Here is a 13,223-nt window from a genome sequence, read left to right on the forward strand (position 1 = left end):
GCCCCAGGGCATCAGACCTGCGCGGTGGTCAGGCGGTGCTGACCGTGCCCGCCTCGTCCGGCCCCGGGCCCGGGCCGAGGTCCTGGTCCGCCGTGACCGGGTCCTCGATGTCGTCCCGGTAGGTCTCCGGCAGCAGGAGCACCGACACGAGGGTGACGAGGCACACGCCCGCCATGTAGACCGCGATCGACGCCCATGATCCCGTCCAGGCGTACAGGGACGTGGCGATGAGCGGGGCCAGCGCGCCGCCGACCACCGAGGCGACCTGGATGCTCAGCGACATCGCCGAGTAGCGGGTCGCGGTCGGGAACGTCTCGGCGAAGAAGGCGCCCTGGGGTGCGTACATCGTCGTGTGCATCAGCCCCAGCCCGACGACGAACGCGAACACGATGACGATGGGCGACTCGGTGTTGAGCAGCGGCCAGAAGGCGAACGCCCACACCGTGAGCATCAGCGAACCGGCCGTCAGCATCGTCTTGCGGCCGATGCGGTCCGACAGCGCTCCCGCGACGGGGAGCAGGACGAGCTGGACCCCGGCGCCGAGCAGCACGCCCAGCAGGATCCGGCTCTTCGGCATGTCGAGGATGTCCTCGTTGGTCCCGTAGGCGACGGCGAAAGTCATGAAGAGGTAGTAGGTGACGTTGATGCCGACGTAGGCGCCGCCGATGAGGACGATCTTCCTCGGGTAGCGGCTCAGCGCCTCCAGGACCGGCGAGCGTCCGGCCGGCGGCTTCGGCCGCTTGGCCGGGCCGGCCTCCGCGGCGCGCTGCAGGCGCTTGAACGCGTGGGTCTCCTCGATCCGCAGCTGAATGTAGATCGTCAGCCCGAGCAGGACGACGCTCGCGAGGAACGGCAGCCGCCAGCCCCAGGCGTCGAAGGACTCCGACGTGGTGACCAGGTCCGCGATCAGGAAGGCGAGGTTGCCGACCAGGATGCCCGCGGGCCCGCCGGCGAGCGCGAAGCTGGAGAAGAACCCGCGGCGGTCGGACGGCGCGCTCTCCAGCGCCAGCAGGATCACCCCGCCGGTCTGGCCGCCGAGCGCGATCCCCTGGACGAGCCGCAGCAGCACCAGCAGGAGCGGGGCCGCCGGTCCGATGGCGTCGTAGGTGGGCAGCACGCCGATGAGCGTGGTGCCGATGCCCATCGTCAGGAGCACCATGACGAGGGAGCGCTTGCGGCCGTGCACGTCGCCGAGATGGCCGAAGATCACCGCGCCGAGCGGCCGGGCGACGAACCCGACGGCGAACGTCGAGAACGACAGCAGCGCCCCGGCGAGCGGGCTGTGCCCGGGGAAGAACAGATCGGGGAAGACCAGCGCCGCGGCGGTCCCGTAAATGAAGAAGTCGTAGTTCTCGATGCTCGACGCCGCCAGCGCCGCGGCGGCGATCCTCAGCGTGCCCTTCTTCGGCACTTCTTTCGCGGGTGTCGTTCCGGAGGCCATCCGCGTTTTCCTTTCAACGACGTGGCGGACCGCCCACCGGCGGTCTCCCGGTCACTCGCCGCGCGTGGAAAGTGTTATCGCCCAGGGTTCTCCGCCGCCGGGTCGACATTTTTCCCGCCTCGGCTCAGGTGCGCGCTGATACCCCCGGGGCAGCGCCTTGAGAATCGGCCGCGTCGTCATTGAAAGCGGCGATCCCGATGTCAGCTCACGGCACATCGGATGCGGTCGTCCGGCGCGGTCGCGGTGGTGCGGCCACCGATCCGGACCAACGGCCCGCGCCCGCCTTTTGGACGGTACCGCCGGCCAATCCCCATCCTCCCGACCGACCGGTCGGGCGTACAAGTACGATTGCAGGTGGGAGGGGGCGTGTCAACCCTTACCAGCATGATCCATTACCATTTGTGGTGTTGCCGCCCCGGGGGTGGTCCTCCTAAGATCCAAGATGTCGTTAGAGGAAATTCGGCGAACTCCCTCCCGGCGAATCGCGCTCGGTTCCGCCGGAGAAATGGGCAGGACGATGAGAAGGCCGGTGACCCCGTGAAGTTCGGCATCTACACGCTATTGACCGCGGACGGCGTCCGGCCGGACGTCGTGGCCCGCGCGGCGGAGGAGCGCGGCTTCGACTCCCTCTTCATCGCCGAGCACTCGCACATTCCCGTCAAGCGCGAGACCCTCTGGCAGGGCCGCGCCGAGCTGCCGCACGCCTACTACCGCACCCTCGCCCCGTTCACGGCGCTCGCGGCGGCGTCGACGGCGACGTCCACCATCCTGCTCGGCACCGCCGTCGCGCTCCTCCCCCAGCGCGACCCGATCCACACCGCCAAGGAGGTCGCCACCCTCGATGTGCTCTCCGGCGGCCGCGCGCTCCTCGGCGTCGGCGTCGGCTGGAACCGCGAGGAGATGCGCAACCACGGCACCGACCCGCGCACCCGGGGCGCCCGGCTCGACGAGCAGCTCGCCGCGATCAAGGCGATCTGGACCGAGGACGAGCCCGAGTTCCACGGCGAGCACGTCGACTTCGACCCGATCCACCTGTGGCCGAAACCCGTGCGGCGGCCGCACCCGCCGATCTACATCGGGGGCGAGAGCCCGGCGGCGCTCGCCCGGGTCGTCCGGCACGGGGACGGCTGGCTGCCGCGCGCCGCGACCCCGCCGGCCGAGATCCGGCGGGTCGCGGGCCTCTTCGCCGAGCGGGGCCGTCCGGGCGTTCCGATCACGCTCTGCGGCCTGGACGCCGACGCCCGCGCGGTCACCGAACTCGCCGGCGCGGGCGTGGAGCGGATCGGCCTCGCCCTCCCCACCACGCCGGAGGCCGAAGCCCTCCACGCCCTGGACGACCTCGCCGCGTTCGCCGACGACCTGCGCTAGCACGACGGCTCAGGGGGCGGCGGCGGTCGTGCCGCGCGGGGAGCGGTCCGTCGCGGAGACCGCGCGCTCGACCGCGCGGGCCACGGCCAGGACCAGCGCCTCGGCGTGGCGCGGGCCCACGATCTGCAGGCCGATCGGCAGCCCGGCGGCGGTGCGGCCGACCGGGACGCTGATCGCGGGCTGGTGGGTCATGTTGAACGGGTAGGTGAACGGCGTCCACTGGGCCCAGTCGCTCAGGCCGCTGCCCGGCGGCACGTCGTGCCCGGCCTCGAAGGCGGGGATCGGCACCGTCGGGGTGATCAGGACGTCGTGGCGGGTGTGGAACTCGCCCATCCGGACGGCGAGCGCCAGCCGCTCCGCCTCCGCGGCCAGGTAGTCGCCCGCGGAGTAGGTGAGGCCGCGCTCGATCACGTCGCGCAGCCCGGGGTCGACGTCCTCGGCGCGGGCGTCGAAGACGTCGAGCCACTTGGACGCGCCCGCGCACCACAGCACGTCGAACGCAGGAAGCGGATCGGGGAACCCGGGGTCGGCCGCTTCGACGCGCATCCCGGCGTCCTGGAGCGCCCGCGCTGCGGACGCGACGGCGGCGGCGATCTCGGGGTCGACGCGGACGAAGCCGAGGTCGGCGGAGAAGGCGGCGGACACCCCGCGGACGTCCCGGTCGACCGCCCGGCTGTAGGGGCCGTCGTGGAGCCCGAGATCGTAGGGGTCGCGGTGGTCGGGCGCCGCGAGGACGTCGAGGAGGCGCGCGACGTCGTCCACCGTGCGGGCGATGGGCCCGGCGTGCGCCAGCACGGCGAGCGAGCTGAGCGGGTACTGCGGGACGCGGCCGTGCGTGGGCTTGAACCCGACGACGCCGCAGAACGCGGCGGGGATGCGGATCGAGCCGCCGCCGTCGGTGCCGACCGACAGGGGGCCCATGCCGGTGGCGACCGCGACCGCGCTGCCCCCGCTGGAGCCGCCCGACGTGCGGGACGTGTCCCAGGGGTTGCGCGTGATCCCGGTGAGCGGGTTGTCGCAGACGCCCTTCCACCCCATCTCCGGGGTGGTGGTCTTGCCGAGCAGGACCAGGCCGCCCTCGCGGAGGCGGGCGGCCACCGGGCTGTCGACGTCCCATGCCTGGGCGGGGTCGATGCGCCGCGAGCCGCGGAGCGTCGGCCAGCCGCGGGTGAGGAAGAGGTCCTTGATCGACATCGGTACGCCGTCTAGGGGGCCCAGCGGGGTCCCGTCGCGCCAGCGCCGCTCGGCGGCGCGGGCGGTCTCCAGCGCCTGCTCCGGATCGACCAGGGCGAAGGCGTTGACGTCGGCGTCGCGCTCCCGGATCGCCTCCAGGGCCGCGGTCGCCGCCTCCACCGGGGAGAGCGTCCCGGCGGCATAGGCGGTGACGAGCCCGCCCGCGGTCGGAACATTGCTGAGATCGCCGGCCATCCGTCCTCCTGGGAATTCGAGTGACGATATCTATTCCGCTGCGGATGGCGGCGGAAAGCGCCGCAATGAGTCCGCCGCGGGACGACGATCAGTTGATCGATTGGTTCGGGGATGGCGTCCCGGCCGGCGTCGGCGGACCGGGCTTCTCGGTGCGAGGGCAGGTGTCCATGCAGCTCACGTGCCGGTTGATCGCTATCGACCGACCGGTCGGGCGACTCCAGTTAACCTCGTCTTCGCGGGGCCGTCAACCCCCGGATTTCCGGGATTGACATTGCGCCGGAGATCGTAGTTCCATCCGAAAAGGACGGGCGGCGGATCCCATTCCGCGCCGCACCGGCATACCACCGATCTTGAAATGCGAGGAACGGTTCGTGCCCATTGATTCGAGGATTCAGATCGGGGAGCCGCCGCCGCCCGGCACCCTCCCCCGGCAGATGTTCGCGCAGGTCGTCCGGCAGGACCGGTTCGGCGACCCCCTGGAGGCCTTCCGGATCGAGGAGGTGGCGGTGCCCGAGCCCGGCCCCGGCGAGGTGCTCGTCGCGGTGATGGCGGCGGGGATCAACTTCAACAACGTGTGGGCGGCGCGCGGGGTCCCGATCGACGTGATCGCGGAGCGCCGGCGCAAGGGCGAGCCCTGGGACTTCCACATCGGCGGCAGCGACGCGTCGGGCATCGTCCACGCGGTCGGCGGCGGCGTGGAGTCGGTCGCGCCCGGCGACCGCGTCGTGGTGCATCCCGGCCACTGGGCCCCGGACGACCCGTGGGTCCAGGCCGGGAACGACCCCATGCTCGCCCCCAGCGCCAAGATCTGGGGCTACAACACCAACTTCGGGTCGTTCGCCCAGTTCTGCCTGGCCCAGGAGCACCAGATCCTGCCGAAGGCGCCGCATCTGACCTGGGCGGAGGCGGCGGCGCCGACCCTGGTCGGGACGACCGCGTACCGGATGCTGCTCGGCTGGGACGGCCACCGGCTGGAGCCCGGCGACCTCGTCCTCGTCTGGGGCGGCTCGGGCGGTCTCGGCACGCAGGCGATCCAGCTCGCGGCGGCGCACGGCGCCGATGCCGTGGCGGTCGTCTCCGATGACAAGCGCGGGGAGTACGCCGTCCGGTTCGGCGCGATCGGTTACCTCAACCGGGGCGACTTCTCCCACTGGGGCGTCCCGCCGCACTGGGAGGAGCCGTCGTACGGAGCGTGGCTGAAGGAGGCGCGGCGGTTCCGGAAGGCGCTCTCCGAGATCGCCGGGGGCCGCGCCCCCCGGATCGTGTTCGAGCATCCGGGCGAGGCCACCATCCCGACCAGCGCGTTCGTCTGCGCGCCCGGCGGCATGGTCGTGATCTGCGCGGGCACGTCGGGCTACTCGGCGATGGTCGACCTCCGCTACCAGTGGGTGCTGCAGAAGCGGCTGCAGGGCTCGCACGGGACGAACGACGAGCAGGCCCGCGCGTACAACGACCTGGTCCGCGCGAAGCGGATCGATCCCGCGCTGGGCGAGGTCGTCCCCTTCCACGAGATCGGACGCGCCCACCGCGACATGGCGAACGGGATCGAGGTCTTCGGGAACCGGGTCGCGCTCGTCGGCGCACCGGACGCCGAGGCGGGAGCGTCCGCCTGACAGCAGGGGCCCAGGGGTCTCGGCCGGGCGTTGACATCGGCCCGGGGGCATGGAAAAGTCGAAACCGACCGACTAGTCGGTCGAATGGAGGGTGGACGGCGTATGGACTTCAGCATCCCGGCCGAGCTCAGCATGTTCGTCGACTCGGTGCGCCGGTTCCGCGAGCGGGAACTGATGCCGCTGGAGCCGCGCTTCCTCACCGAGGGCAAGCTCTCCCCCGACGAGCGCCGCGAACTCCAGGAGAAGGCGAGGGACCAGGGGCTGTGGGCCCTGGACGTCCCGGAGGAGTACGGCGGCCAGGGCATGGGCACGCTCGCCGCCTGCCTGGTCGCCGAGGAGCTGTACAAGCATCCGGCGATGTTCGACTTCGGCGGCAGCCCCGAACCGGTCCTCTACGAGGGCGACGACGAGCAGAAGAAGCAGTACCTGTATCCGGTCATCGCGGGCGAGCGGCGCAGCTGCTACGCCTTCACCGAGCCCGGCACCGGCTCCGACTTCGCCCGCATCACCACGACGGCGGTGCGCAGCGGCGACGACTGGGTCATCAACGGCACGAAGATCTTCATCTCCGAGGTGGACCGGGCCGACTTCTGCATCCTGTTCGCCAGCACCGACCCGTCCGCCGGAAGCCGGGGCATCACCTGCTTCCTGGTCGACATGGGCACGCCCGGCTTCGACGCGTCCCGGCCGATCCCCACCATGGGCGACGACTGGGAGCCGTACGAGCTGTCGTTCCGCGACTGCGTCGTCCCGGACTCGGCCCGGCTCGGCCCGGTCGGCGGCGGCTGGGCGCTGGCGTCGGAGCAGCTCACCCACGGCCGCCTCAAGATCGCCGCCTACCAGCTCGGCATCGCGCAGCGGTGCATCGACATGGCCGTCGAGTGGGCGAAGCAGCGGGTGACCTGGGGCAAGCCCATCGCGACCCGGCAGGCCGTGCAGTGGATGCTGGCCGACTCCGCCGTCGAGCTGGACGCGGCCCGCTTCCTGGTCTACCGGGCCGCGTGGATGGCCGACGAGGGCGAGCCGATCCGCAACGAGGCGTTCATGGCCAAGCTCTACGCGACGGAGATGGCCCAGCGCGTCACCGACCGGTGCCTGCAGATCTTCGGCGGGCTCGGCTACAGCAAGGAGCTGCCGATCCAGAGCTTCTACCGGCAGGTGCGGGTGTGGCGGATCGGGCACGGCTCGTCCGAGATCCACCGCTGGATGATCGCGCGTAACCTGCTCGGTCTGTCGTCACGGGACTGAGCGCCGGGAGCCGTCGTGGATCTGATCGGGAACCGCACCCTCGCCGACCTGCTGACCGAGCGGGCCGACCGGCATCCGGACCGCGCCTGCCTCATCGTCGAGGACCGGTCGGGCACGGTCACGGAGTACACCTACCGGGAGACGCTGGACGCCGTCCGCCGGACCGCCGGAGGGTTCGCGGCGCTGGGCGTCGGACGCGGCGACGCGGTCGTGTTCCAGCTCCGCAACTGCGCCGAGTTCGTCTTCGCGTGGTTCGGGCTGGCGTGGCTCGGGGCGGTCATGGTGCCGTCCAACACCGCGAACTCGGCCGCCGAGCTGACGTATCTGATCGAGCGTTCCGAGGCCGTGGGCGTCCTCACCGAGCCGGAACACCTCACGGTGTTCGCCGAGGTCCTGGCGGGCGCGCCCAAGGTCGGGCACCGGATCGTCGCGCGCGGCGGCGGCACGCCGGACGGGTTCGTCCCGTTCGCGGACGTGGCGTCCGGCCCGCCCGCCGACCCCGCCGAGGGCGTGGGCTCCGAGGACGTCGTGGAGATGCTGTTCACCTCGGGCACCACGGCCCGGCCCAAGGCCGTCATGATCACGCACGCGAACTGCCTGTGGGGCGGCGAGCGCGTCTCGCGCGGCGCCGCGCTGCACGGCGGCGACCGGCTGCTGACCGCGCTGCCGCTCTTCCACATCAACGCGCAGGAGATCACCTTCCTGGCGGCGCTGACCGTGGGCGGCACGGCCGTCCTGCTGGAGGAGTACCACGCCAGCGGCTTCTGGTCGCGGGTCCGGCACCACGGCGCGACCTCGGTGAGCCTGGTCGCGATGCAGGTGCGGACCATGCTGGCGCAGCCCCCGTCGCCGGACGACGCCGCGCACCGCGTCCACCGCGCCATCTATGCGATCAACGTCACCGGCCAGGAGAAGGAAGAGTTCGAGCGCCGCTTCGGCGTCGAGCTGATCAACGGCTACGGGCTGTCGGAGGGCGGCACGGTCGTCACGATGTCCCCGGTGTTCGGGGACCGGCGGTGGCCGTCCATCGGCCTGCCGAACTTCGACCGGCGGATCCGGATCGTGGACGAGGACGGGCGCGACCTCCCGGCGGGCGCGGTCGGCGAGATCCTCGTGTCCGGGGTGCCCGGCCGGACGCTGATGAAGGGCTACTTCAAGGACCCGGAGGCCACCGCCGCGACGGTCCGGGACGGCTGGCTGCACACCGGCGACCACGGCTACCTCGACGAGAAGGGCTACGTGTACTTCTTCGACCGGAAGAAGGACGTCATCAAGCGCGCGGGCGAGAACGTCTCCGCGAGCGAGGTGGAGTTCGCGCTGCTGGCGCATCCGTCGATCGCCGAGGCGGCGGTCGTCGCGGGCCACGACCCGGTGCGGGACGAGGAGGTCGTCGCGTTCGTCGTCCCCCGCTCGCCCGGTGAGCCGCCGTCCCGCGACGAGATCACCGAGCACTGCCGGACGCGTCTCGCGGGCTTCAAGGTGCCGACGCGGATCCAGGTCGTCCCCGAGCTGCCCAAGACCTCGATAGGCAAGGTGGAGAAGAAGCTGCTCAGGCGGCAGCTCTCGGAGCCGGCTCCGGGAGGTGGGCGATGAGCGCGCTGGACGAGGTGTGCGAGCGCGTGCGAAAGCAGGTCGGGACGGTCGTCCGCGACAGCCTCGGCCGCGTCTCCGCGACGGAGTTCCAGCGGTTCGCGGTCGCCGCGGGCGAGACCGACCCGGTGTACTTCGACGACGCGGCGGCCCGCGCCGCCGGGCTTCCCGGCGCCGTCGCGCCGCCGCTGTTCCTCAGCAGCGTGCTCGGCTGGGGCGCGGGCCCGTCCGACGGCGAGCTGGGCGCCGACGGCACCGGCGACGAGACCGCCGGGCTTCCGCTGGCCGGGCTCCGGCTGATGGGCGCCGGTCAGGACCTCGACTTCCACAACCCCGTCTATGACGGCGTGCGGGTCGTCCGCGAGACGTCGGTCGAGGACGTGGCGCTGAAGGACGGCCGCTCCGGCCCGTTCCTGGTCATCACGAGGCTGCGCCGGTTCCTGGACGAGTCGGGCACTCCCCTGCTGAGCTGCCGGGACAACCTCATCGCCCGCCCGGAGGCCGGCGAATGACCTCACGGAACTTCGAGGACGTCGCCGTGGGCATGGAACTCGACCCGGTGACGATCCGCCCGACCGCGACGCAGCTGTTCCGGTTCAGCGCGGCGACCTGGAACGCGCACCGCATCCACTACGACGCCCGGTACGCGGCGTCCGAGGGGTACCCGGACGTGCTCGTCCAGTCCCACCTGCACGGCTGCTTCCTGCTGCGGACCGCGCTCGGCTGGGCGGGCCCGGCTGCGCGGCTGCGCTCGTTCGGCTGGCGCAACCGCGGCATCGCCGTGCCCGGCGACACGCTGACCTGCACCGGCACGGTCACCGCCTGCCGGGTGGACGGGTCAGGAGCCGGAATCGTCGAATGCGCCCTGGAGGAACGCAAGGACGACGGGACGCTCTGCGCCCCCGGAACCGCCGTCCTGGAACTCCCGAGAGAGGACGTCCGACCATGACCGTCCAGCAGGACACCGACACCACCACGACATCGCGCCGGCTGTACCGGACGATGGCGCGGATCCGGCAGTTCGAGGTCGCCGCGTCCAAGCTGATGGCGACGGGACGGCTGCCCGGGACGCTGCACGTCTCGATCGGCCAGGAGGCGGTCGCGGCCGGGGTCTGCGACGTCCTGCGCCGCGACGACCACATCACCACCACGCACCGGGGCCACGGGCACTGCCTCGCCAAGGGCGGCGAGCCGAAGGCGATGATGGCCGAGCTGCTCGGCCGCGAGACCGGGTACTGCGGCGGCCGGTCGGGGTCGATGCACATCGCCGATCCGGCGGCCGGGATCCTCGGCGCGAACGCGATCGTCGGGGCGGGCATCCCGATCGCGCTCGGCGGCGCGTTCGCGGCCGCCCGGCAGGGACGCGGCGGCGTCGCGGTGGCGTTCTTCGGCGAGGGCGCGGTCGCGCAGGGCGTCTTCCACGAGTCGCTGAACCTCGCCGCGCTGTGGAAGCTGCCCATCGTGTTCGTGTGCGAGAACAACCAGTACGTCGAGCTGACCCCGGTCTCCGTGCACCTGGCCGCGAAGCACGTCGCGGACCACGCCGCCCCGTACGGGATCCCGGGCGCCCGGGGGGACGGAAACGACGTGACGGCCGTCCGGCGGGCCGCCGCGGAGGCGGTCGGGCGTGCGCGCGAGGGCGGCGGCCCGTCCCTGCTGGAGTGCCTGACCTACCGCTGGCACGGCCACTTCGAGGGCGACCCGCAGCGGTACCGGGACGCCGCCGAGGTCGCGGAGTGGAAGGCGGCGGACCCGCTGAAACGCCTGGCGGCAACCGTCTCCGGCGACCCTTCACAGGCCGCCGGGTTCACGGCCATCGAGGACGCCGCGCGGCGGGAGATGGCGGACGCCGTCGCCGCCGCCGAGGCGGACCCCGTCGCGTCGGCCGGGTCGATCACCGCGCACGTCTATCGCCGTCCTGTGCCCGGAGGTGCCCTCGCATGAGCACGGTGAAGTACTGGCAGGCGGTCAATACCGCGCTGCACGAGGAGCTGGAGCGGGACGAGTCCGTCCACCTGTTCGGCGAGGACGTCGGCATGCCCGGCGGCCCGTTCGCGGCGACGCGCGGGCTGCGGGAGAGGTTCGGCGAGTGGCGGGTCCGCGACACCCCGATCAGCGAGTCGACGTTCACCGGCATGGCGGTCGGCGCGGCGATGGCGGGGCTGCGGCCGATCGCGGAGGTCATGTACTTCGACTTCATCACCCTCGCCATGGACCAGCTCGTCAACCAGGCCGCCAAGATGTCGTACATGTCGGACGGCGCCTTCGCGGTGCCGCTGACGGTCCGGACTCTCTGCGGCGGCCACCGCGGCTCGGGCCCGCAGCACTCGCAGAGCCTGGAGGGCTGGCTCGCCGCCGTCCCCGGGCTGAAGGTCGTCTGGGGCGGCACCCCCGCCGACGCGAAGGGGCTGCTCAAGGCCGCCGTCCGGGACGACGACCCGGTGATCGTCATCGAGAGCCTGAGCCTGTGGACGCGGCGCGGCGAGGTCCCCGACGACCCCGACCACGTGGTGCCGATCGGCGCCGGGCTGATCCGCCGCCCCGGCGACGACGTGACGCTCGTGTGCTGGGGCGACACGGTCCCGTCCGCCCTGGAGGCCGCCGAGGCCCTCGCCGCGCGCGGCGTCGGCGCAGAAGTGCTCGACTTGCGGACGCTGAGCCCCGTAGACGAGGCGCTGATCCTGCGCTCGCTGGACAAGACGGGGCGGCTCGTCGTCGTCCAGGACGCGCAGGGCCCGTGCAGCGTCGGCTCGGAGGTCATCCGGCTGGCCGCCACGGACGGGTTCGCGTCCCTGCGCGCCCCGGCCGCGCAGGTCTGCCCGCCGTTCGCGCCGGTGCCGTTCGCGCCGGACCTGGAACGCGCCTACTACCCGGGGCCGGACGACGTGGTGTCGGCGGCTCTCGGCACGATCGAAGGGAGGGATGCATGACGGACGTCGTGGTGCCGAAGTGGGGGGCGACCATGGACGAGGCGACCATCGTCCAGTGGCTGAAGGGCGTCGGTGACCGGGTGGCCGAGGACGAGCCCATCGCCGAGATGGAGACCGACAAGGCGACCGCCGAGATCGTCAGCCCGGCCGCCGGGACGGTCGCCGAACTGCTCGTGGCCCAGGACGCCGACGTCGTCGTGGGCCAGGTCATCGCCAGGATCGACACCGGCGAAGGAGCGGCGCCGTGAAAGGGACGCTCGCCGAACGGATCGCGGAGTTCACCGCGGGCCTCGACCTGTCCGCCGTCCCGCCCGACGTCGTGGAGAAGGCGAAGGTCACGCTGCTGCACGACCTCGGCGTGGGCCTCGCGGGGCACCGTCTCGCCGGGACCGGCTTCGCGTTCGCCAAGGAGAACGGCGCCTGCGACCCGTCGCGCGGGGCGCGGCTCCCGGTCGACGGGACGGCCGTGACCGTCGAGTCCTGCGCGCTCGCGACCGGGGCGCTCATCCACGCGCGCACGCAGGACGACACCCAGGTCTCGGTGTCCACCCACCTGGGATCGACCACGCTGCCCGCGCTGCTCGCCCTCGCGGACCGCGCCGGCCTGGACGGCCGCGACCTGCTCACCGCGATGATCGCCGGGTACGAGGCGGCGTCGGTCATCGCGGAGGGGCGCGCGGGGCCGTCCACGGCCCGCGGGTTCCGCGCGACCAGCGTCTACGGGCCGCTCGCGGCGGCGGCCGCGTCCGCCCGGCTGCTGGGCCTCGACGCCGGGCGGACCGTGTCCGCGCTCGGGCTCGCGGCGGCGTTCGGCGGCGGCACGAACCAGACGTGGCTCGCCGGCACCCAGGAATGGCGCTACCAGGTCGGGGCCGCGAGCCGCAACGGCATGGTCGCGGCGCTGCTCGCCGCGCGCGGCATCACCGGTGCACCGGACGCGCTCGACGGAAGCGCCGGGCACCTGCGGGCCTTCTCCGGCATCGAGGACGCACCGGCGGCGGACCGGCTCGGCGACGACTGGCGGATCCGCCGCGTCACCTACAAGCCGTACCCGGTCTGCGCGATCAACCAGGTCCCGGTCACGGTGCTGACCGGGCTGGCGCGCCGCCACGGCGTCAAGGCGGACGACGTCGCGTCCGTCATCGCCGAACTGTCGCCGGACGACGCCGCCTACCCGGGCATCGACGCCCAGGGCCCGTTCCGCGACGTGGGCGGCACCCTGATGAGCCTGCCGTACTGTCTGGCCGTGGCCCTCCGCAACGGCGGCATCGAGCTGGACGACCTGCACCGCTTCGACGACCCCGCCCTGATGGACCTGACCCGCCGGATCACGGTGGCCGCCGCGGGCGACGTCCCGCAGGGCGGCTGCCGGATCACCGTCACCACCCGCGACGACGGGGAGCGCACCGGCGCGTTCGCCCCCGACGAGACCACGTTCAACTGGGACCGGGACGAGACCGCCGCCCGGCTGCGCGCCATGGCCGCCGAGACACCGCTGCCGCCCGCCCGGCTGGACGGTTTCATCGCGGTCGCCCTCGACCTCGACCGCCGTCCGGTCCGCGACCTGGTCGGCGCCACCATCGCCGATCCGAAGGAGTGATCAAC

12 protein-coding genes are annotated in these 13,223 nt (G+C 72.7%); 10 read left to right on the forward strand and 2 right to left on the reverse strand.

What is annotated here, in order from left to right; translation table 11 throughout:
- Positions 1-28: 28 nt before the first annotated feature.
- Positions 29-1,441, reverse strand: a complete 1,413-nt coding sequence (locus ETD83_RS03915; protein ID WP_138643650.1) for an MFS transporter — start codon at positions 1,439-1,441, stop codon at positions 29-31.
- A gap of 537 nt (positions 1,442-1,978) precedes the next feature.
- Here ETD83_RS03915 and ETD83_RS03920 point away from each other — a divergent pair.
- On the forward strand, positions 1,979-2,809 hold the full coding sequence (locus tag ETD83_RS03920) for an LLM class F420-dependent oxidoreductase (protein ID WP_138643651.1): 831 nt from the start codon (positions 1,979-1,981) through the stop codon (positions 2,807-2,809).
- 9 nt (positions 2,810-2,818) lie between these two features.
- Here ETD83_RS03920 and ETD83_RS03925 read toward each other — a convergent pair whose 3' ends face one another.
- Positions 2,819-4,237, reverse strand: a complete 1,419-nt coding sequence (locus ETD83_RS03925; RefSeq protein ID WP_138643652.1) for an amidase — start codon at positions 4,235-4,237, stop codon at positions 2,819-2,821.
- A 371-nt stretch (positions 4,238-4,608) separates the two neighbouring features.
- Between ETD83_RS03925 and ccrA the strand changes: the two genes are divergently transcribed.
- From ccrA to ETD83_RS03970, 9 genes are all read left to right on the forward strand, one after another.
- Positions 4,609-5,850, forward strand: a complete 1,242-nt coding sequence (gene ccrA, locus ETD83_RS03930; protein ID WP_205717479.1) for a crotonyl-CoA carboxylase/reductase — start codon at positions 4,609-4,611, stop codon at positions 5,848-5,850.
- A 102-nt stretch (positions 5,851-5,952) separates the two neighbouring features.
- Complete coding sequence (locus tag ETD83_RS03935) at positions 5,953-7,098, forward strand: acyl-CoA dehydrogenase family protein (protein ID WP_138643653.1); 1,146 nt, start codon at positions 5,953-5,955, stop codon at positions 7,096-7,098.
- 15 nt (positions 7,099-7,113) lie between these two features.
- On the forward strand, positions 7,114-8,691 hold the full coding sequence (locus ETD83_RS03940) for an AMP-binding protein (RefSeq protein WP_138643654.1): 1,578 nt from the start codon (positions 7,114-7,116) through the stop codon (positions 8,689-8,691).
- Positions 8,688-9,200 (forward strand): FAS1-like dehydratase domain-containing protein, encoded by a 513-nt coding sequence (locus ETD83_RS03945; RefSeq protein WP_138643655.1) that lies wholly within the window; start codon positions 8,688-8,690, stop codon positions 9,198-9,200. Before ETD83_RS03940 ends, ETD83_RS03945 begins: the two co-directional genes overlap by 4 nt.
- Positions 9,197-9,637 carry an FAS1-like dehydratase domain-containing protein gene (locus tag ETD83_RS03950; protein WP_138643656.1) on the forward strand — a complete coding sequence of 147 codons (441 nt, stop codon included), beginning with the start codon at positions 9,197-9,199 and terminating at the stop codon, positions 9,635-9,637. Before ETD83_RS03945 ends, ETD83_RS03950 begins: the two co-directional genes overlap by 4 nt.
- Positions 9,634-10,632 carry a thiamine pyrophosphate-dependent dehydrogenase E1 component subunit alpha gene (locus ETD83_RS03955; RefSeq protein WP_138643657.1) on the forward strand — a complete coding sequence of 333 codons (999 nt, stop codon included), beginning with the start codon at positions 9,634-9,636 and terminating at the stop codon, positions 10,630-10,632. The genes ETD83_RS03950 and ETD83_RS03955 overlap by 4 nt, the downstream gene beginning before the upstream one ends.
- On the forward strand, positions 10,629-11,618 hold the full coding sequence (locus ETD83_RS03960; protein WP_138643658.1) for an alpha-ketoacid dehydrogenase subunit beta: 990 nt from the start codon (positions 10,629-10,631) through the stop codon (positions 11,616-11,618). The genes ETD83_RS03955 and ETD83_RS03960 overlap by 4 nt, the downstream gene beginning before the upstream one ends.
- Positions 11,615-11,866, forward strand: a complete 252-nt coding sequence (locus ETD83_RS03965) for a biotin/lipoyl-containing protein (protein ID WP_138643659.1) — start codon at positions 11,615-11,617, stop codon at positions 11,864-11,866. Before ETD83_RS03960 ends, ETD83_RS03965 begins: the two co-directional genes overlap by 4 nt.
- On the forward strand, positions 11,863-13,218 hold the full coding sequence (locus tag ETD83_RS03970; protein ID WP_138643660.1) for an MmgE/PrpD family protein: 1,356 nt from the start codon (positions 11,863-11,865) through the stop codon (positions 13,216-13,218). Before ETD83_RS03965 ends, ETD83_RS03970 begins: the two co-directional genes overlap by 4 nt.
- Positions 13,219-13,223: the final 5 nt, after the last annotated feature.

It is taken from the genome of Actinomadura soli, from assembly GCF_005889715.1.
Classification (GTDB): Bacteria; Actinomycetota; Actinomycetes; order Streptosporangiales; family Streptosporangiaceae; genus Spirillospora; species Spirillospora soli.

Excerpts from the sequence above, each read along its gene's own strand:
- ETD83_RS03915 (WP_138643650.1), bottom strand. The coding sequence starts at position 1,441 with ATGGCCTCCGGAACGACACCCGCGAAAGAAGTGCCGAAGAAGGGCACG.
- ETD83_RS03925 (WP_138643652.1), bottom strand. The coding sequence starts at position 4,237 with ATGGCCGGCGATCTCAGCAATGTTCCGACCGCGGGCGGGCTCGTCACC.
- ETD83_RS03935 (WP_138643653.1), top strand. The coding sequence starts at position 5,953 with ATGGACTTCAGCATCCCGGCCGAGCTCAGCATGTTCGTCGACTCGGTG.
- ETD83_RS03945 (WP_138643655.1), top strand. The coding sequence starts at position 8,688 with ATGAGCGCGCTGGACGAGGTGTGCGAGCGCGTGCGAAAGCAGGTCGGG.
- ETD83_RS03950 (WP_138643656.1), top strand. The coding sequence starts at position 9,197 with ATGACCTCACGGAACTTCGAGGACGTCGCCGTGGGCATGGAACTCGAC.
- ETD83_RS03955 (WP_138643657.1), top strand. The coding sequence starts at position 9,634 with ATGACCGTCCAGCAGGACACCGACACCACCACGACATCGCGCCGGCTG.
- ETD83_RS03960 (WP_138643658.1), top strand. The coding sequence starts at position 10,629 with ATGAGCACGGTGAAGTACTGGCAGGCGGTCAATACCGCGCTGCACGAG.
- ETD83_RS03965 (WP_138643659.1), top strand. The coding sequence starts at position 11,615 with ATGACGGACGTCGTGGTGCCGAAGTGGGGGGCGACCATGGACGAGGCG.